Below are 20280 nucleotides of genomic sequence, written 5' to 3'. Positions count from 1 at the left end.
TTTTTCAGAAAATATTGATATATTAGCCGAGCCTATTTTTAGGTAGGTGCAATTTATACTTTGACCGTTTCAGGCAGCTCCTGATAGCCCTCCTGATAAATGCGGCTGATGATGGCTTCGATTGCAGGCTCTTCCACAGTTAAATCTTTGATATTATGTGTTTCAGTAATTTGGGCAATTAATTCCGAGGCGGACACTTCATCCCGGTTAAATCGGATCCAGAAGCGGCTTGCTTCTTCTTTAAACACCTCACGGCCCTTAAGCTGGAGGCTGTGAGATGATTCCTCCAGGTCAACGATGAGTGTCCTCGTTTTGCCAAAACGCTCTTTTACCACTGCGATTTCCCCGTCGTAAACCTTTTGCCCATGGTCAATGAGAATCATCCGCTCACAAAGTTTTTCGATATCCTCCATATCATGTGTGGTTAAAATGACGGTGATTTTGCGCTCATTATTAATCTCTTTAATAAATGTCCTCATTTTCTCCTTAGCGATGACATCCAGGCCAATCGTCGGTTCATCAAGAAATAGGATTGGCGGGTCATGCAGCAGGGATGCGGCAATATCAGCTCTCATCCTTTGCCCAAGAGACAGCTGGCGGACCGGAGTATTCAAGAATTCATCCAGCCCCAATATCTCTGTAAAGGTGTCCATGTTTTCCTTATACCGTTTAGCCGAAACCTGATAGATTTCCTTCAGCAGCTCAAACGATTCGATTGTAGGAAGATCCCACCAAAGCTGTGTTCTCTGGCCGAATACCACTCCGATATTCTTGGCATTTTCCTGCCTGTTTTCATAGGGAATGATGCCGTTTACCGTTACACTCCCTGAGCTTGGGACAAGAATGCCCGTAAGCATTTTGATGGTGGTGGATTTTCCGGCACCATTCGGTCCGATATAGCCGACCATTTCCCCTTCTCCGATCGAAAAGCTGATATCCTTCACTGCTTCCTTCTTAATATGTTCTCTTTTCACCAGGCTCTTCACAGCGCCGAGAAAGCCTGTCTCCCTCTTGGCAATCATAAAGTCCTTCATCAAATGTTCAACCTCTATAATCGGCAATTCCAGCCCTCCTAAACTATGTCATGAACCTGTACTCTTATACCTCTTTAAACCGAGCATCCAAATATAATAGGCTATGGCAAAAAAAACGATGCCGACAAGCGGCGAATAATACCCAATATTCTCAGGGAAAAATGGCGTTTCCTTTTCCAGAAGCACAGCCGCGGGAAAGTAATTCACAAAGCCGAATGGAACGACAAAAGCGGTAAACCATTGGACGGCTTTCGGATAGATGACCAGAGGATAATTGGTCAGATTTCGGGCCGGATACATGGCCACCCAGTAAAATTGCTCCGATTTTGTCGTCCAGAAAGCGAGGGCAGATATCATGACAAGCAGACCACCCTGGATGAGGATTCCCCCAACCACGGATAACAGCAGAAACAAACTTTTCCCGATGGTCCAATCCAGCTGCAGCTCAAAGCTGACCCAAATAAAAATGCCGATGCTGAAGATGAACTGTCCAAAAGATGCAACGTCAAACTTCATCGCCATGAAATGAAAAAATGGATTGATCGGCCTGACAAGGAAGCGGTCAAATGTGCCGTTTAAGATGTAGGTATCCAACCCCCTGAAATGAAAAAAGAGAATGATGCAGAATCCCCAGGATAAAACAGCGACAGCAAATAGAAACAGCATCTCGTAAAAGGTCCATGAGCCCAGTTCCTGAAACTGATAAAGCATGATCCACATCGTGACAGCAGTGCCTGTATAAGATGTGATCAGCCCGACAATCCTCATGACAAAGGCAAACCGGTACTGCAGCTGGGCCCTTACACCTGCGGAGATGAGCTTGAAATACAAATCCAAATATTTTAAAACACTCACACTCTATCCCCCCTGTACCACTACTTTTTGGGATGCGCGATTCCAGACAAACCTTAATAACAGATAACTGGCTGCAGCCCAAAATAATTGGACACCCAGGGAAAGCAGGATTTCAATTCCAGAGATTCTGCCTATAAAAATCGCATTTGGTATGTAATAGATCCCCTGAAACGGCAAGTAAAGCGCCATCTTTTCCAGCCAGCCCGGAAAAAACCACAGAGGAATGACTGACCCCGAAAGAAGGGACATGGCAAAGTAAAAGACATCGACAATCCCGCCTGTTTCAACGAGAAAAAAGGAAAGCAGCCCAAAAGACATTTCAATGCAATAGCGGATCAGGAATCCAATAAAAGCGGATACGATGAACAAAGCCCAAGTCTCCCAGCTAGAGGGCAATGTCAAATCCATAAAAATGAACATGACTGTATATAAAGGGAGCAGCGCTGTCAGTATGTAAAAGGCCACACTGCCAAAATCGGCAAAAAGATAGCGGAGCGGCACATCAAACGGCCTCATTAATTCCAGGGAAATATCTCCGGTCCGGACCTTCTCCTGGATTTCCCACAGCGGGGTGCCCGCCCCATTTACTCCAGATAAAAATTGGCTGACCACAATATATGTCAGCATGGACTCAAAGCTGACGCCGCCAGCTTCTTCCCTTCCGGCATATAAAGCAGTCCAAATTGAACCCCACATCAGCAGAAAAATAAGATTTGAGCCAAGCCGCGACCATACATCAAATCGATAAACGGCTGATCGAAGAAAGGCCTTCTTTGTGAAGGTCCAATATAACCGAAACCTGAACATCCGCACACCTGCTTTTTGATTTTTTTGATTATTTCATATTTTAACATAATATGGGATCTTAAAAATATGTTTGTTTTAGAAGTTTAAAAAGAAGGGAAACAGTGGAATTTAAGAGAAAGGGTTGGCTTTTTCAGGGGTTATGAATTAAAATAACATTTGGTTTATAAATATAAGAAAAAGGTGAATGATATTGTTTGATGCATCCAGAAAGAAGCATTCTTCTTCAGATCTAATAAAATTTCTCATACCTTCTTTAATTGGAATCAGCTTATTCATGGTTCCGATCAAATATCAAGGGGATATTACAATTCCTATAGCCATATTTTCAGGCTGGATCCAAAACCTGCTCGCAGACTATCTTCCTGAAATTATGACCTTTATTATTGTCATTACACTTTTGGGTACATTGCTGGCCAAATTCGCTAAGCCCGCTTTTATCGAAAAAAGCCCTTTTTTCAAGAACCTATTTGACGTTCCCTACATCTGGGCTGCAGCGAGATTTATAGGCGCTGTTTTTGCAGTTATTACCCTTTTTCAAATCGGTCCTGAACAGATCTGGTCTGAAAACACAGGCGGACTTCTCCTAAATGACCTTCTGCCGATCCTGTTCTCGGTCTTTTTATTTGCCGGGCTGTTCCTGCCTTTGCTGCTGAACTTCGGATTGCTTGAATTCTTTGGCGCACTTTTAACAAAAATCATGCGTCCTGTATTTAAGCTGCCTGGAAGGTCATCGATTGACTGTGTGGCATCCTGGCTTGGCGATGGGACCATTGGTGTTCTTCTAACCAGCAAACAGTATGAAGAAGGCTATTATACGAAAAGGGAAGCGGCCATTATTGGCACAACCTTTTCCGTCGTATCCATTACCTTCAGCCTTGTTGTTATTTCACAGGTGAATCTTGGCCATATGTTTGTGCCTTTTTACCTGACCATTACAGCAGCGGGATTCCTTTGCGCCATTATCAGCCCTAGAATCTGGCCCCTGTCCAGAAAGCCTGATACGTATTATAACGGCCAGGAATCCGAGCTTGATGAGAGCATCCCTGAAGGACACACATCAGCAAGCTGGGGACTCCAGCAGGCTGTTGCCAAAGCAAGCACAAATCAGAGCTTGAAAGCCTTCTTCCAGGATGGCGCCAAAAACATTCTGGATATGTGGATGGGTGTAGCCCCGATTGTCATGGCTTTGGGAACCTTGGCTCTGATTATCGCGGAGTATACTCCTGTTTTTGCTTATTTAGGAATGCCATTCATTCCATTGCTTGAATTGATGCAGGTACCGGAAGCAAAAGCCGCTTCGGAAACACTTGTGGTCGGATTTGCTGATATGTTCTTGCCTTCCGTTATCGGTGCAGGCATCGAAAGCGAAATGACACGATTTATCGTAGCTTCAGTATCCGTTACCCAGCTGATTTATATGTCAGAGGTGGGCGGACTTCTGCTTGGCTCTAAAATCCCTGTAACATTATGGGACCTGATTATTATCTTTATCCAAAGAACGCTTATTACTTTGCCGGTGATTGTGCTGGCTGCTCATATTCTTTTCTAAATGGTTTTCCATTGGGTTAATACTGAAAACCTGATATGACGGGAAGTGACCGATATATCAACATTTTAACCGATAACATTAGAAACCCGGCCGATTAACAAGGTGCAGCGGCTGCTATCAGTGTAGCAAGCGCTGATTTCTACAGATAAAAGAGGTATCCTGAAGCGGATACCTCTTTTTTATTAGCTTCTTTAATTTAAAAACATTGGAAAGAACGAATTCTTCTCAAGTCTGTTCCATAATACGTCCAGCGCCAGTTTCTCCAGCGCCAGCCGGCTACAGATGTTCTGCCGACAAAGGTCGGGAAGAACCAGAAGCTGTTTCCATTTTGCAGCCATATAAACGTATTGCGGAATAAGCAGCCTCTTATGGCACCGGGATCAACAGCAAACGTGCTTACCTGCTGCATCTGTGGTGTGAAGCTTGGCGGCGGCCCTGATGGCGGTCCATCCTGACCTCCGGGGCCTCCTCCGCCACCTGGAGGCCCAAATCCACCGCCAGGACCACCTGGAGGCGGTCCTGGCGGGAATCCTGGAATATTAAACCCGCCGCCCGGAAATCCCGGAATGGTGAATCCACCGCCTGATCCTCCGCCAGGAAAAATGCGTCCATGTTCATTCTGGTCATACATATATGGATAAAACGGATAATTTGTAAAATCCATTGTGTGTGGTCTCCCTTCTATTCCCTTATTGAAACTTTCTCTGAAATCAGCAGCAGCTCAGAGCGGACCTTCTCTTTGATCCGGTCAACTACTGCAAAGTCCATGGCGCTTACATAGATGTTTTCCAGCGTGTCCCGCTGGGTTTTGGCCCGTGCCAGATAGGATATGGCTTCGGTCATTTTATTTTTATAACGGGTGCTGATATCCTTTAGCTGTTCAGCGTAAATTTCATCTGTGCCTGAATTGATCGTAATTTCATACATGTCGACGATTTCATCTCCATCACGATCCGGAAAATACTCATGCGGCGCCGTGCTGTCAAAAATAGCGAGGCCCAGCTCGCGAACGATGATCATATCCAGGCTGTGCGGATCGAACCCGCAATGATAGATTTCAATATCAAATCCGCGGCTTTCAGCTTCTGCTGCCAGCTTCTTAAGCATCGTTGACTTGCCGGAACCCGGACGCCCTTTAATGAAGTACCTTTTTTGAATATCCTCCGTAAGATTCGGCACGAAATCCACCGCTCCAATCGGAGTGGCTGCCCCTAAATAACGATGTTTCACAGATGGAGTTTTGTTCAATTTTGCATTTCCATAGAAGACGGAGATCAGCTTCTTGGTCAATTCATCCGCCTTCTGGAAATTCATATTTTCTATATAGATTTTCTCCCATTCATCATGGATTCTCAGTGCTTCGGCAAATGTGTCATAGGCCGCTGCAAAGGAATTGCTGATCTGACCAGACAGTAAAGTTATTTCTTCTCTTTTCGCAGCCAGCGCCCTTGAATCCCAAGCTTCTCCGAGATTAATATATTCTTCGACGGCTCCGGGTGCTTTCGGTTCAATCACATGCGGCGCTGTTCCGTCGACAATGCCTGCTTTTAAAGAAGGAATGATCACGCCATCGATTGATTGACTGTCAGATGAGCAATAAATGTATTCAAGGTCATAGCCCTTTTCGGACAGTTCCGCTCCGATTGCTTTCATCAGTGATGATTTGCCTGTTCCTGGGCCGCCTTTTAAAATGAATAAGCGATCAAGCCCCTGCAGGTTCGATTCGAATAGATTGTGGAACCCCCGGGCTGTATTCCCGCCGGCGAAGTATTTCAGTATTTTCCCAGCCATTCTTACACTTCCTTTCGAAATGCATTTTCACCTTACAGTATGCAAAGGGAGCAGGATGGGTGAAAGCCTATTTAGAAAAGCGGAAGCGCCTTGCCCATGAAGGAACGCAGACTAAGAACGCCACGTCCTGTGGCAACGTCTGCATGACCCCCATCCTGGGGGCCCCAAGCACAAGACGAGCCTCCCGAAAAGGCGTTCTTTGCCTTTTTGGGAGGATTGCCCGAAATGAGGAGGCGACTGCCCAGGGACGACAGGCATAAGACAGTTCCTGCAAGAAGGCGTTCTTCCTTCTGAAAGGAAACGGCTTATGACCCCGAGTCCCTAGGAGCCGAAACAAGACAAACCGAAATGTGTAGGCGACTGCTTAGGGACGACAAGCATAAGACGAGCCCTGCAAGAAGGTGTTTTTTCCTTCTGAAAGGGAATGGCTTATGTCTCGAGTCCCTAGGAGCCTCAACAAGACAAGCTTGTGATCTCGAGGGGGTAGGCTGCTTGCGCTAGACAATTATCGACGTTCAAAATTTTATACTTTTTTCGTAAAAAAAGAGTGCCGAATCATGGTGATTCAGCACTCTTCACTTTTATTATTTAATTAAATCCGCAAGTTCAGCTCCGATGGCCTTCTGCAATTCTTCCGCTTTGAGCTCCATCTGCATGCCAATTTTGCCTCCGCTGACAATAATCAGATCAAGTCCCGCTGCCTTTGCATCAACGAAAGAGGGATACTGCTTCTTCATACCGACGGGAGAGCAGCCGCCGCGGATGTAGCCGGTCAGCTTCTGGATATCTTTGACCGGAATCATTTCCACTTTCTTTTCGCCGGCTGCTTTAGCGGCTTTTTTCAAATCAAGCTCTTCTGCCACCGGAATGATAAAAACATAGATCTGCTTGCTGTGGCCTTGAGCAACTAGAGTTTTATAGACAGCTTCAGGATCTTTGCCAATCTTCGCTGCAACCGAAACCCCATCGATTTTGCCGTCCTGGTTGTCATATGTAATCAGTTCGTAATCCACTTTCTGAGCATCCAGCATACGCATCGCGTTTGTTTTACCCTTTGCCATTGCCTGCGCCTCCATTGGTTATTTTTCTCATTTTAGCATTTTAGGATAAATTTCAAAAAGGATCAGACTTATAAAAAAGCAGGACCCCTAAAAGGAATCCTGCTAACAAAGTTTATCTCAATCGATAAACACGGGCTTCATAAGGCTTAAGCATAATTGAATCCGAATCTTCATGCGTATCAACCGGATAGTTATTCAATAAAAGCTGATCATTAGAAAGCTTAAATTCAGCTTCAAAAGATGCCTCCTTTGTTGAAAGATTCGTGATGACGACTACCTTGTCATCATCTGATGTACGGGTATAGGCATAGATTTGCTTATCTTCTTCAAGAAGCAGATCGTATTGGCCATAGGTGAAGACTTCATTTTCTTTTTTCAATCGAATCATTTTTTTATAGAACGAAAGGATGGATTCCTGGTCCTGCGATTGGACTTCCACATTGATTTCCTTATAGTTCGGGTTAACCTTCATCCATGGCTGTCCTGTTGTGAATCCTGCGTTGTCCCTGGAAGACCACTGCATAGGCGTACGGCTGTTATCGCGGGAAGAGGCCCAGATGATATCCATGATTTCCTGATGGGACATGCCTTCCTCTTTTTTAAGGCGGTACAGGTTTTTCACGGCTACGTCATCATAATCGTCAATGGATGGGAATTGGACATTGGTCATGCCGATTTCCTGTCCCTGATAAATGAATGGCGTTCCCTGCATCAGGAAGTACATGGCACCCATGGATGTCGAGCTCTGGTGCCAGTATTCCTCATCATTTCCCCATGTTGAAACGACACGGGGCTTATCATGATTTTCGATAAATAAAGCGTTCCAGCCATCAGCCTCCAGACCTTTCTGCCAGCGGGTAAGAACTTTTTTCAGCTCGACAATATCAACCTCTGGATTGGTTTCTGCATCCCAAAGGCCAAGGTGTTCAAATTGAAAAATCATATCCATTTTACCCTGTTCCTCACCGACCCAAAGATCGGCTTCATCCACAGTAACACCGTTTGCTTCGCCCACTGTCATCACATCATAGTTCGCATATGTGCGATCTTTAAATTCCTTTAAAAATTCGTGAATGCCTTCCTGGTTCATATGCATATCGAAGGAAGAAACATACTTTTGCTTTTTTGGGTTCGGCATATCAGGCAGGCCGGCACGCTTTTTGATATGGCTGATGGCATCAATCCGGAAACCGTCGATTCCCTTATCCAGCCACCAGTTCACCGTATCATATAAAGCCTCACGGACTTCTTTGTTCTCCCAGTTTAAATCAGGCTGCTTCGTAGAAAAAACGTGCAGGAAATACTGTTCAGTCTTCTCATCATATTCCCATGCTGACCCGCCAAAAATGCTTTCCCAGTTATTCGGTTCCTTGCCATTCTTTCCGTCTCTCCAAATATACCAGTCCCTCTTCGGGTTCTCCTTGGATGAACGGGATTCGATGAACCATTGATGTTCGTCACTTGTATGGTTCAAGACAAGATCAAGAATCAGCTTCATATCGCGCTTATGGACTTCATCCATCAGCTGATTGAAATCCTCCATGGAACCGAAGTCTTCCATGATATCCTGGTAATCTGAAATATCATAGCCATTATCGTCATTAGGGGATTTGTACATTGGGCAAATCCAGATGACATCGATCCCCAATCCTTTAATATAATCAAGCCGCTGAATGATTCCCTGAAGATCACCAATTCCATCTCCGTTTGAATCCTGGAAACTGCGCGGATAAATTTGATATCCTACTGCTTCTTTCCACCAAACCTTCTTCATATTAACACCCTCAATTTATATAAATTTCTTTTTCAATCATCGCGGTGCGCAAACGTTTGCATTAAGCGGTATAAAAAAAGCCTGCCTGCTTTTAAGCATTTGCATACTACTACAGTAAGTGTAACGCTTACAATTGGATTTTTCAATACCCTTTTTCATGATAAAATCCTGCTAACAATTTAGAAGCCGCAGCTTTTTGGACTGCGGCTTCTCCTATATTATCAGGCTGGCTCCACTTGAAGCTGTTCCCGGTATGGTTTTAACGAATGATAGATAATTTTCTGCATGAAGGCTTTATCCATATCCGGCAGAAGCTTTTCAGCAAATGCCCATGCATTTTCCTCAATTTTCAATGCTGTGAGGCATCGTTCCTGCTCTGTTATGCAGGAATCAAGGTAATTGGCCAATTCCTCCAGCTCTGTATCTTCAGCATGACCAAGCTCATGAGCAAACACAACAGTGAAATAATCCAAAAAGCGATCAGCAGAAGAAAAGAGCTGCTGGCATTGTTTCATAATCTCTTCCATATAAAGCGTTATGGTATGTGTTCCCATGCTGTACTTTCCGCCAGCTATACGATTTCCCGGAAAATGATTCTCTAATTTAATCTTTGCCAGACTCCCCGATCTCTCCAATAACTCCCGAACGACTAGATCCAAGCTTTCTTTCTTCAATGCATACACCTTTCTCTATTTAATAGCTTATAGGCTATTATATGAGAAAAGAGCTCAGAAATAAACCAAATATTTACCCTTTAAATTCTATATTCAAACCAGTTCAGGTTAATTTTTGTCCTGCAGCAGCGATTTATGAATCCAAATGGCAGCCTGTGAACCCTCCCCCATTGCAATGGTTACTTGTTCTGAATGGGCTGCCACATCTCCAGCTGCCCAAACATTTTTGACACTTGTCATTTTCGAGCGGGGATCTGTCAGGATATGCTTATTTTCAAGGCGCTCTGCTCTGAGCTGCTTTGCCAGGTCAGACTTTACTTCGTTTCCTCCAAAGGCAATAAACCCTCTATCACCTGTGATTTTTTTACCATTTTCAAGCAGTACACCGTTGAATTTTTCGTCGTCTGCAAGTACCTTACATATAGATTCCTCAAGGTATTCAATCTTTTTTTCTTTCAATTTCTCCAATAATTTCTGATCTGCCGGCTTTTTTTCATGGTTGATGAAAACAAGATCATTTGTCCAATAAGACAATGTTAATGCCATATTTGCTCCGGCATTTCCAGAGCCGAGCACAATGGTGCGTTTATCCTTTACCTCATATCCGTCGCAGTCAGGACAGACATAGACAGAAATGCCGAGACAAGGCATTAATTCGGGGAAGGGCGGCAGCCGGTCCATAATACCCGTTGCAAGTAAAATCCGTTTTCCCACATATTTATTGCCCTTTTGGGATGAAACCTCAAATCCTCCATCTGTCTTTTCTGCGTGCTCCACTTTTTCATTAACAAACTTCACTCCAAGGCTTTCTGCGTGCTTCTTCCCAATCTCCCGGAGTTCAGGGCCGCTCACGCCATCCGGATAGCCTAAGATATTATGATAGCTTTTGCATATCGTGGAGCGCCCATCATTGGAATCAAGCACCAGCACCTTATGTTTATATCTGCCCAGCTGAATGGCAGCCTGCAGTCCCGCAATACCTCCTCCAACAATCAGGCAATCATAATTCAATTGAAATTCCTCCTTTTCGTTCCAAGATAGGCTATAGTTGTAAACTACCCAGAAAATCCTTTTCTAAATACAAAAAAGGAGAGTTTCATCACTGAAACTCTCCCCAAGCTCATTTATTCATATGTGCAAGAAAGCCGCCAAGAAGAGTATCCAGGTCTTCTTCGCTTTCCTCTTCAGTTTGACCTTCTGCATTTTCTTCCTGTTCCTGTTTAGCTTTATCCCAATCAAAGTCAAGCAAATCATCTTCAATATCGGTCAGTTCAGCTTCAGAAAGTTCGTCTTCTTCTAAAGCTGCAGCTGCCGAATCATACTGACTCACTGAATGCCTCGGCTCCTCCTGCAGATAAAGAGCTTCATCAATATCAGAAGATCGGCTGTTCAAAGAAGCCAGCAGGGAAGTTGCACGCACGGGATCCGTAATCAGCTGATAAAGGATGCTGCCGAGCAATGCTTCTGAGTGCTCATGCTTTAGCCAGTCGCGCTGGATTTTGCTTAACCCCTTGGGAAGGGGAATGGTAATAGTTTCCCGGTCTTTTGATTGAGAGCTGCTGACTCCCTGCATCACAAACTCTGCAATCTTACTGGAAAAATTCCGTTTTTCGGTTTCCTTGAGCTTTTGCAGATGCTTCAAAATATGATCAGGTGTGTCAGATGGCACCCGAAAGGATACGGATTGTCCTCTCTTAATTTCAGAAGAGGAAGCTTTACTCATGAAAAATCACCCTAGTTGGCTTTAACAGGTTTTTTATCCTGGTCCGCCTTGTCTTTATTCGTTCTTCTTGAAAAATCAGAGATCAGCTTGTAATAAGCATTGGCCATCATCCAGATGCTTTCTTTTTCATCCTCAAAGAAGTCAATGTTATAGCCATCCAGATTGTTATTTAATGTTTTCAGATAATCTTTTAAAACAATAGAGCCGCCGCCGACAAAGTAGCAGATTTCCGTCTGGGAGTTTTTCTGCCAAACGTTGCGGAGTAGGCGATACTGCTTCTTAGCCAGATCAAGCAAAATTCGGTCTGTAATATCATGTACGCTTGTCCGGCTTCCTTTTACCATAATATGATTGCGGTCATTCTTTTTCGTGATGATTTCCACGACATCCCGACGGCTGTCGAGTTCAACGCCATGTTTCGAACGAATCTCCTCACGGATGGATTCAAGAGCTTCAGATACCCCAAGGTTGAAGCCCTGCGCTTTGTCATCATCAACATTGCGGTTTTTAATGACAGCAATATCCGTTGATAGTCCGCCGATATCCTGAATTAAAATACGCTTATCAATTAAATCCTTATTGATGATATTTAAGTTGTTGTCCATTACAAGGTTGATATAAGCAGCAAAGCCTTCAGGATATACCTTAATTTCATCAAACTTGATATTTACTTTTTGCCCCTGGTACTTCGGTGTCACAAGGAACTCAACCTGATGGACAGAGCCCAGCAATTTGGAACGGTAGCCCGCATCCTTGCCTTCCTTTACTTCACGAAGAGGAAGTCCTGTTCCCAGTGTGTAGTTTGCATCAATCACATTCCCGGACTTTTTAAAGCCTGTGGAACCATCTTTCTGCACAGCATCCAATGCCAAAGCAGAGAATAGCATGACTAATGTCTGATCTTCTTCAGATTTGCTGCTGCCCGGATCTAATTCAGTAGCGTTATCGCTTTTCGTTGCCAGGTGCCCCACACGATAAATCGCATTGTTTTCTTTCAGGGCAGGGGAGTGGACTCTGATATGTATGCCTTCAAGCGGATTTTTGCTGTCAAGTTCTTCTATCCCGATAACCGGGCGGTCCTCAACATCTCTCGCAATCACATTCGGTATATTTAATTCTGAATCCAGTTTTCCAAAGATTGCTTTAATAGAATCGTTTCCTACGTCAACTGCTGCAATTCTTGAATTCGTCAAATCATTCAATCCTTTCATTCTCAAATATAGAGCTATTGTTTTAAGAGTAATTCAGATTGAGAGATTAATCAATGTAAGGAAATGAAAAGTAATCAAAGCGTAAAGACGTAAACAAATTGTAAACTTATACCTACATTGTATACACTTTCCGTATACAAGTAAACAATATTGAACACATCCTTACACACCAACATGTACACGTGTTTGTATACTTGTTTACATTTTTGAATACAACTGCAAACAATATCGCATACTTGTATTCATTTTTGTTTACAACCAGGTTTATTTGGTGTTTTTCCTGAAATTTGATAGTTTAAGAGATAAAATAATATCCTGCTTGTCTCTAACAAAAATGAAATAAAATAGATAATATTAAAAAATTTAGAAAATATATTAAATTTGTCTACTTTCTAGAAAAAAATTCCTATAAAATAGAGGTATAACAACAGGCAAAGGAGTACAGAAAGATGCAAGGCTCCAGAATATTTATGGTTTCGCTTTTTATTGTTTCACTTTTTACAGCTCTGATCTCGGACGGGATCATTGTCGAGAGCTCTTCATATATAAAAGCACTCTTCATATACCTGCTGTTTTCCTGCTTGTATCACCATTTGCGGATTATCAGCAGAAACGGAAATACGTCCATCGATTATGGAATTAATTACAGTCTCTCCATTGGGCTTTTTACAGGGCCATTAGGTTTATTTATATTTGAAGTCATCTATCGATTTAGTGTTTATTTATATAAGAAACAAACAAAAACAGACGATCCGGATGAATTTTTCCATACGTTTTATAACATTGGCTCCTTTGTGATGAGCAACTCTATTGCATTCTATTTATTCAATCTGCTGTATCCCCTCTTTCAGGATGCAGCATTCGGCTTTTGGATAATCATGCTTATTCTGATTACCGTAACATCCATGCTTTCAGACATCTTCCTGATTACCGTGTTTAAATTGACAGGAGACATAAAAACGAAGCAGGAAGCGATTGATTTTATCAAAACAAGAAGTGTACTGGATATGGGGAAGATTGCCTTTACTAATGGTCTTTTGCTGTTATTTCTTAATGAGGGCAAATGGGAGATGCTCATAAGTCTGTTTATACTTAATTATCTTGTCAGCCGTTCCTTTCTGTCGAAATCACAGATGCTGCAGAATAAAATCGAACGCGATAAATTTGAGCAGATGGCCTATACCGACTTCCTTACTGGTGTTTTTAACCGTGCTTATATGGATAAAAAAATGACGGAACTTAATCAATCGGCGGAACACATCGCGATTGTAGTGGCAGATATCGACAAGTTCAAAAGGATTAATGATAGCTATAACCACGCCGTGGGCGATCAGGCAATCAGGCACTTTGCCGACTCATTGAAGAGCTATCTTTCCAAAGATGATTACTTGTTCAGAAGCGGCGGAGAGGAATTTACCATAATAATGAGATTCAGGTCATATGAAGAATGCTTGAATTTAGCTCAGAAGATACGCAAAGGCATTGAAAACAGCACATTTCATGCCGATTTTAAAGACCAGTCCATTTCTCTATCCTACACAGCATCCTTTGGCCTCTTTTACTATAAAGTGAACAAGTTCCTTTCTATTGAAAAAGCCTATGTTTACGCAGACCAGCTCCTTCTGCAGTCTAAGGACATGGGAAAAAACAGGCTATCCTCCAGGGAAGAATCAATTCATCAGCATAGCCCTAAAGAAGCAGTACTTACAAACGCATAAGGATATTTGCAGCAGCCGCCGGTTTGAGCGGCTTTTTTTTATGGGAATAATACCTCTGTTTTTAGATAAGTTTTAATACTGTTATTATTCTGAAAAAACGTTCTTTTGTTTAAATCTCTGGAAAAATCTATTTATTCCGCCTAAAAAGTCAATAATAACCATCGTTACATAAAATTTTTTTTGACAATTAGGAACTATGAAAGATATTATAGAATAGCTAAAAGGAGGATGAAACATGTCAGATTTTAATAGGCAGAAAATTGTTGAAAGTGTGCCTCAAAAAGGTTTCTTTGGACATCCTAAAGGCTTGTTCACACTTTTCTTCACTGAATTTTGGGAGCGCTTTTCTTATTATGGAATGAGAGCGATCCTTGTATTCTATATGTATTATGAGGTTTCAAAAGGCGGTTTAGGCCTGGATGAGCCGACAGCTTTAGCTATCATGTCCATTTATGGATCATTGGTGTATATGTCAGGAATCATCGGCGGATGGATAGCCGACAGATTACTCGGAACCTCCAGAGCTGTATTCTATGGCGGAATTTTAATCATGCTCGGCCATATTGCCCTTTCTATTCCTGGCAGCCTGGCTATGTTCTTTGTTTCCATGGTGCTGATCGTATTAGGTACTGGATTATTGAAGCCAAATGTATCAAGCGTGGTTGGGGATATTTACAGCCCGGAAGATAACCGCCGCGATGCAGGTTTCAGTATTTTCTATATGGGTATCAACCTTGGCGGATTCCTTGCGCCTTTAATTGTCGGAACAGTTGGAATGGATTATAATTTCCACCTAGGTTTCGCCATTGCTGCCGTTGGTATGTTCTTTGGCTTATTAGTGTTTGTTTTTACGAAAAAGAAAAATCTTGGATTAGCAGGAACTTATGTATCTAATCCATTATCAGCAGATGAAAAAGGTAAGGTTTATACAAGAATTGGCCTTGGTGCTGCTGTTGTTGCCATTTTAGTGGCAGTCGGCATCCCAACTGGTCTTTTAACATTTGATTCGTTTATTGCCCTTGTTGGTGTTCTTGGTATTGGGCTTCCGATTATTTACTTTACTGTAATGTACCGCAGCCCGAAAACAACAGAAGTGGAACGCTCACGCATCATTGCTTATATTCCATTATTCATTGCATCTGTTATGTTCTGGGCTATCCAGGAGCAGGGTTCAACGATTCTTGCGAATTATGCGGACAAGCGTACCCAGCTTGACTTTATGGGTCTTGATATTTCACCGGCATGGTTCCAGTCTCTTAACCCATTGTTCATCATTTTCTTTGCACCAGTATTTGCCTGGCTATGGGTGAAGCTTGGCGACCGCCAGCCTTCAGTGCCGCAGAAGTTCTCCCTGGGCCTATTATTCGCTGGTTTATCTTTCCTTGTGATTCTGCTGCCAGCATACCTTGGCGGTACAGATTCTCTTGTAAGTCCATTATGGCTGGTTCTTAGCTACTTTATTGTTGTTCTTGGTGAGCTTTGCTTATCTCCAGTCGGACTTTCAGCCACAACAAAATTAGCGCCTGCTGCTTTCTCGGCGCAAACGATGAGCCTTTGGTTCCTATCAAATGCGGCCGCACAGGCAATCAATGCACAGATTGTTAAGTTCTATTCACCAGAAACAGAAATGACTTATTTCGGTGTAATTGGTGCAGCTGCGATCGTGCTATCCATTATCCTATTCATGTTGAGTCCTAAGATTCAAGGATATATGAAGGGTGTACGTTAATAGAAAAGCGGAAGCCAGAAGAGTGTATGCTCTTCTGGCTTTTTTTAGTATCTGCTCGGCCGGTAAATTCGGCAGTTTAGCCGGTATTTCTGCGGTTTTGGCCGGTATTTCTTTCAAATCGGCCGGTAAATGTTCTATTTGGGCCGGTAAACAGCAGTCTTCATTCTTTCCACTCTTCAAGCATCGGCCCCTCATCACCATAGACAGGATCAGTCTGCGGAACAGGGACATTTTTGATTTCTGCCAGTGCTTGTACACGATCTGATGGGTCTTTTTTCTTCATATTCGGGCTTTTTCCGCCAGGATAGGCACCTACGACTTCGAAGTCCGGACTGCTTTCCGCATTCTTATGCCCTGTCCCTGCCGGGAGGAGAATAACATCGCCCTGATGGAGTTCAAGGCGCTCGCCCTGGTCACCGCCGATGAGGACGGTTGCTTGTCCTGCTTTGACACCCAGTACTTCATGAGTATTGCTGTGATAATGATGGTAATCATATACCCCGCCCGTCCAGCTGCCGGTCCATTGATGTCTGTTAAAAGCCGCCTCTATTTCATCAGGCTGCTCCTTAAAAACGGCCTTGTAGATGATAACAGGAAGGTCCGGATTGTTGGGTATTTGTCCATCATCCGCCAGCTGAAATGTTTGGGTTTGGCTATTCATGTGAACCTCTCCTTTCGTATTGCTTCAATTTCTTTGTTTAAACGTGTCTCCGCCTTTGATGGTTCCGTTTTGGAATCCTTTGTAGAACCATGACTTTCTTTGTTCTGACGTTCCATGGGTAAAGCTTTCCGGCACTACATAGCCCTGCGCCCGTTTTTGAAGGGTGTCGTCCCCTACTGCCGTTGCAGCATTCAGGGCTTCTTCCAGATCGCCTTCCTCTAAATATCCCATTCCCTGTGCATGGTTGGCCCAAACGCCTGAATAATAATCGGCCTGCAATTCAAAACGGACAAGATACTGATTAAACTTTTCTTCACTCATTCTCTGACGGAGCGGCATGATTTCCTCAGTCGTTCCAAGCAGGGTCTGCACATGGTGCCCTACTTCATGGGCTATGACATAGGCCATGGCAAAATCGCCAGGAGCCTGGAACTTTCTTTGCAGTTCTTCGTAAAAGCTTAAATCAATATACAATTTTTGGTCGCCCGGACAATAAAAAGGCCCAACGGAAGAGGACGCTGCCCCGCATGCAGACTGTACGCTGCCTGAATATAAAACAAGGGTCGGCTCCTCATATTGCAATCCCTGTTCTTCGAATATTTCCGTCCAGACTTCCTCTGTATCCGCAAGCACAACAGAGACAAAATCAGCAAGCTCTTTTTCCTGTTCTGATTCTTCATACGGTACAGCTGTGCCAGAGTCTGTTCCGGCCATATTGCCTAAAAGCTCTCCCGGATCACCGCCGAGGAAGGTAAATATCAATAAAATAATAATTCCGCCGAGGCCGCCGCCAATCAGGGTTTTTCCCCCTCCGCCCATGCCTCTTCGGTCTTCTACATTAGAACTCGCTCTTCTGCCTTTCCACTTCATGATTCAGCCTCCTACTGAAACGCCATTTATCATTCATTTCATTAGTGTATACCCGAATTGAAGGGATTTATTAACTTAGCAGAATTAAAAATAGGTGCCTGCTGCAAACAGGCACCTTTACCCCTTATTATTTTTCTATCGCGCCAGCCGGATCATAGAGGTCCAGGTCAATATCCACCTCTTGCCCGAGAGCAAGCTTGGCAAGCTGGGCACCCAGAAACGGCCCTGCGGTCAGCCCTGAGGCTCCAAGTCCATTTGATATGTAAAGACCCTTTATGCCCGGAATTTGGCCGATAATGGGCAAGAAACCGGGTGTATAGGGACGGAAGCCCACACGTGCTTCTGTGAACGTTCCATCAGACAATCCAGGGGCTATTGCTAGCGCTTTTTCAAAAATTTCATTTAGGCCGCCAGCTGTCACCCTTAGATCATAGCCTATATTATCTTCATGGGTGGCACCAACGACGATGCGGCCGCCTTCAAAAGCCAGAATGTATTGGTTGTTTGGCGGCATCACAACAGGCCATTTGCCCGTTTCCTCCTCTTCAAGCTGAAGATGGACAATCTGCGCTTTTTGCGGCTTTACATCCAATTGAATACCAAGCGGCTTCAAAAGCTCACCAGCCCACGCTCCAGCCGCTGCGATGACACTATCTGCTTCATATTGCTTTCCGCCGGCTTTTACTGCCGTGACCCTGTCTCCTTGGCACAAAAGTTCAGCAGAGCTATGAACCAATACAGCACCATGTTTTTCAGCTGCCCGCAGCAGGGCGTCCCTTAATTCCCGGCCGTTGACGCGCGCCGCTCCGCTTACATGTATAGAGGCATATTCCTTTGATAAAGGCGGAAACAGCTCCAATGTCTGGTCTTGAGATAATGGTGTAATCTCTCCCAGTTCAGGTGCATCACCGCGTCTTGTTGCTGCACGTTCTTCCATTTTTTCAAGCTTTACAGGGTCGGTATGAAGGCTGACGGCTCCTACCTTCTGATAGCCCGTCTTCGTCTCTCCGTCCTTTTCAAGCTCCCGGATTAATGTTTGATAATAGGCCGCTCCCCCTTTGGCCAGCGCGTACCACGCCTTATTCCGCCGCTGTGTCAGCCAGGGGCAGATAATTCCGGCCGCTGCGTCTGTTGCCTGACCCGGGTCTTTGCGGTCGATAACGGTGACATTTGCACCTGCCTTAGCCAAATGGTAGGCTGCAGAGGCCCCCAGGATTCCTGCACCAATGATGATATGACTTTTCATAATGACTCCTTTTTGCGATCTAGTTTGCCACTTATTTTACAAGAGTTTGGGGCAGTGCACAAAATAATCATGGCAGACGCGTATTCATATTTGCACGGTGATATTGCTGGAAAGCTGCTGGGGCGCGGGGTGACCGATAAAGTGGAATTTTGACCGATATCGGCCGATATATATAAAATCTGACTGATATACCTGGCACAGCGGCCTGATAAGTTAATTTCCCCCTGTATCTGATCCAGCAATTGAAAAATTCCTTTCTGACAGCTATCCAGCAACTATTTCCATATAAAAAAACTGCATGACAGGCATAAAACCCATCATGCAGCTTCATTAAAATGGCTTATTCGGTTCATAGGTCGGCTGCTGGTTTTGTGCCTGATACTGCTGGCTTTTGGCTGCCGCGTCCTGGACATTTTCTTCAAGGGCAAATTCTGTGTCCATTCCTTTTTTGAATTGGTCCGCCTGGTTTTGGGCGGCTACGACCTGCTGCTCTTCTGTTACTTTATTCGGCTGCTTTGGCATTCCTATCTCTCCTTTATTTTAGAAGTATAGCTATAGATTTTCCAAAGCTGCAGGCACTATTCACCTTTTTACAGGTCTACCTTAGTTCCGATGCCTTCAAGAATTGCTTTTTCATAAACGGCTGCAGCCACAGCGAGGTCAAAGTAGGCAATGCCGACTGATTTAAAAAAGGTAATCTCTTCATCGTTTTCTCTGCCTGCGATCACTCCGGCTGATAATTGTCCGAGTTCGCCGTGAAGGTTCGAGAAGCTCCAGATTCCTTCTCTGGCAGGAATAATGAAATCACCTGCTTCCTCTTGAACCCCTTCCAAGGTATCTGCGACGATTTTAGAGCTTCGCAGCAGTGTTTCTGCGTCGACTTCCTGCATATGCGGAAGATAGGAGCCTACCCCGTTAATATGCGTACCCGGCCGGAGGGCCTTGCCTGTGAACACGGGCTTTTCCGAGCGGGTGCTGCAGATAACAATATCCGCCCGGGAAACAGCTTCATCGGCATTTTCCAAGATGATCACCGGACCATTGAATTCATGAAATTTCGCAGAAAATTCTTGTGCCTTTGCAGCCGTCCGGTTGTAGAGTAAGATTTCCTCTATTTCACGGACCTCCAAAACGGCCTGCAGCTGCTCTTCAGCCATTGCCCCGCACCCGATCACAGCCACAGATCTTGCCGATTTTTTTGCCAGATGCTTAGTGGCAATCCCGCTCACGGCCCCGGTCCGGAGCCTTGTCAGGTAAGAGGCATTCATGCATGCGAGATGCTCTCCATTATCTGTATCGCTTAGCAAAATGAATCCTTGAGTCGTTTTTTTGCCGATCGCAGGGTTCTCAGGAAAAATGGTGACCACCTTCACAGCCGTTTTGCCAATTGGCGGCATGGCACTCGGCATATAAAGGGCAGATGCCTGTTTCTCCGGAAAGTCCAGGACGGTTCTATGGGGATTCTGGATTTTCCCTTCCAGATGATGTACCAGGGCATTTTCCAGATCTTTAATGGCTGATTCCATCGTATAGATGGATTTGATTTCTTTTTCAGATAATAAAAGCATGAAATCTAC

The 20280-nt window shown here is 44.2% G+C and carries 19 protein-coding genes; 3 read left to right on the top strand and 16 right to left on the bottom strand.

The features are described 5' to 3' along the window. Positions 1 to 53: 53 nt before the first annotated feature. The 3 genes from MKY20_RS04590 to MKY20_RS04580 are packed head-to-tail and all read right to left on the bottom strand — an operon-like array spanning position 54 to position 2696. A complete protein-coding gene (locus tag MKY20_RS04590; protein WP_251266787.1) occupies positions 54 to 1061 on the bottom strand; it encodes an ABC transporter ATP-binding protein in 1008 nt (335 codons plus the stop codon). 21 nt (positions 1062 to 1082) lie between these two features. Beyond that, the gene (locus MKY20_RS04585; protein WP_009332360.1) at positions 1083 to 1889 is read right to left on the bottom strand and encodes an ABC transporter permease; all 807 of its coding nucleotides are present in this window, start codon (positions 1887 to 1889) and stop codon (positions 1083 to 1085) included. A 3-nt stretch (positions 1890 to 1892) separates the two neighbouring features. After that, the gene (locus MKY20_RS04580) at positions 1893 to 2696 is read right to left on the bottom strand and encodes an ABC transporter permease (RefSeq protein ID WP_019380545.1); all 804 of its coding nucleotides are present in this window, start codon (positions 2694 to 2696) and stop codon (positions 1893 to 1895) included. 184 nt (positions 2697 to 2880) lie between these two features. Here MKY20_RS04580 and MKY20_RS04575 point away from each other — a divergent pair, with 184 nt between their 5' ends. Further along, positions 2881 to 4245, top strand: a complete 1365-nt coding sequence (locus tag MKY20_RS04575; RefSeq protein ID WP_009332362.1) for a YjiH family protein — start codon at positions 2881 to 2883, stop codon at positions 4243 to 4245. 196 nt (positions 4246 to 4441) lie between these two features. Here the strand turns inward: MKY20_RS04575 and MKY20_RS04570 are convergent, their stop codons facing one another. The 8 genes from MKY20_RS04570 to MKY20_RS04535 all read right to left on the bottom strand — a co-directional run bounded on the left by MKY20_RS04570 (position 4442) and on the right by MKY20_RS04535 (position 12461). Continuing rightward, a complete protein-coding gene (locus MKY20_RS04570; protein ID WP_009332363.1) occupies positions 4442 to 4909 on the bottom strand; it encodes a hypothetical protein in 468 nt (155 codons plus the stop codon). A 17-nt stretch (positions 4910 to 4926) separates the two neighbouring features. Then, positions 4927 to 6036 (bottom strand): PRK06851 family protein, encoded by a 1110-nt coding sequence (locus MKY20_RS04565; RefSeq protein ID WP_009332364.1) that lies wholly within the window; start codon positions 6034 to 6036, stop codon positions 4927 to 4929. A 584-nt stretch (positions 6037 to 6620) separates the two neighbouring features. After that, a complete protein-coding gene (ybaK, locus tag MKY20_RS04560) occupies positions 6621 to 7097 on the bottom strand; it encodes a Cys-tRNA(Pro) deacylase (protein ID WP_009332365.1) in 477 nt (158 codons plus the stop codon). Between the two features lie 112 nt (positions 7098 to 7209). Continuing rightward, on the bottom strand, positions 7210 to 8871 hold the full coding sequence (locus tag MKY20_RS04555; RefSeq protein WP_251266786.1) for a glycoside hydrolase family 13 protein: 1662 nt from the start codon (positions 8869 to 8871) through the stop codon (positions 7210 to 7212). A 221-nt stretch (positions 8872 to 9092) separates the two neighbouring features. Then, the gene (locus MKY20_RS04550) at positions 9093 to 9554 is read right to left on the bottom strand and encodes a hypothetical protein (protein WP_226280657.1); all 462 of its coding nucleotides are present in this window, start codon (positions 9552 to 9554) and stop codon (positions 9093 to 9095) included. Between the two features lie 99 nt (positions 9555 to 9653). Continuing rightward, positions 9654 to 10556 carry an NAD(P)/FAD-dependent oxidoreductase gene (locus MKY20_RS04545; RefSeq protein ID WP_251266785.1) on the bottom strand — a complete coding sequence of 301 codons (903 nt, stop codon included), beginning with the start codon at positions 10554 to 10556 and terminating at the stop codon, positions 9654 to 9656. 109 nt (positions 10557 to 10665) lie between these two features. Continuing rightward, entirely contained in the window at positions 10666 to 11268 is a 603-nt protein-coding gene (locus MKY20_RS04540) for a hypothetical protein (protein ID WP_071158230.1), read from the bottom strand. Between the two features lie 11 nt (positions 11269 to 11279). Next, positions 11280 to 12461 (bottom strand): ParM/StbA family protein, encoded by a 1182-nt coding sequence (locus tag MKY20_RS04535; RefSeq protein ID WP_019380538.1) that lies wholly within the window; start codon positions 12459 to 12461, stop codon positions 11280 to 11282. A gap of 467 nt (positions 12462 to 12928) precedes the next feature. Between MKY20_RS04535 and MKY20_RS04530 the strand changes: the two genes are divergently transcribed. After that, positions 12929 to 14197 carry a GGDEF domain-containing protein gene (locus MKY20_RS04530; protein WP_251266784.1) on the top strand — a complete coding sequence of 423 codons (1269 nt, stop codon included), beginning with the start codon at positions 12929 to 12931 and terminating at the stop codon, positions 14195 to 14197. Between the two features lie 235 nt (positions 14198 to 14432). Next, complete coding sequence (locus MKY20_RS04525; protein ID WP_019380536.1) at positions 14433 to 15926, top strand: peptide MFS transporter; 1494 nt, start codon at positions 14433 to 14435, stop codon at positions 15924 to 15926. Between the two features lie 160 nt (positions 15927 to 16086). Here MKY20_RS04525 and MKY20_RS04520 read toward each other — a convergent pair whose 3' ends face one another. From MKY20_RS04520 to MKY20_RS04500, 5 genes are all read right to left on the bottom strand, one after another. Continuing rightward, the gene (locus tag MKY20_RS04520) at positions 16087 to 16587 is read right to left on the bottom strand and encodes a cupin domain-containing protein (protein ID WP_251266782.1); all 501 of its coding nucleotides are present in this window, start codon (positions 16585 to 16587) and stop codon (positions 16087 to 16089) included. A 24-nt stretch (positions 16588 to 16611) separates the two neighbouring features. Continuing rightward, positions 16612 to 17457, bottom strand: a complete 846-nt coding sequence (gene ypfJ / locus MKY20_RS04515; protein WP_019380534.1) for a KPN_02809 family neutral zinc metallopeptidase — start codon at positions 17455 to 17457, stop codon at positions 16612 to 16614. A gap of 127 nt (positions 17458 to 17584) precedes the next feature. Next, complete coding sequence (locus MKY20_RS04510; protein WP_251266781.1) at positions 17585 to 18703, bottom strand: NAD(P)/FAD-dependent oxidoreductase; 1119 nt, start codon at positions 18701 to 18703, stop codon at positions 17585 to 17587. A 330-nt stretch (positions 18704 to 19033) separates the two neighbouring features. Then, entirely contained in the window at positions 19034 to 19225 is a 192-nt protein-coding gene (locus MKY20_RS04505; RefSeq protein ID WP_009332376.1) for a hypothetical protein, read from the bottom strand. Positions 19226 to 19293: 68 nt separating this feature from the next. Next, the gene (locus MKY20_RS04500) at positions 19294 to 20271 is read right to left on the bottom strand and encodes an ornithine cyclodeaminase family protein (RefSeq protein WP_251266780.1); all 978 of its coding nucleotides are present in this window, start codon (positions 20269 to 20271) and stop codon (positions 19294 to 19296) included. Between the last annotated feature and the right edge of the window lie 9 nt (positions 20272 to 20280).

It is taken from the genome of Cytobacillus sp. FSL W8-0315 (assembly GCF_038002905.1).
Taxonomy (GTDB): Bacteria; Bacillota; Bacilli; order Bacillales; family Cytobacillaceae; genus Cytobacillus; species Cytobacillus pseudoceanisediminis.
Note: the sequence above shows the minus strand (reverse complement) of the source record. Positions and strands in the feature narration are given on the sequence as shown.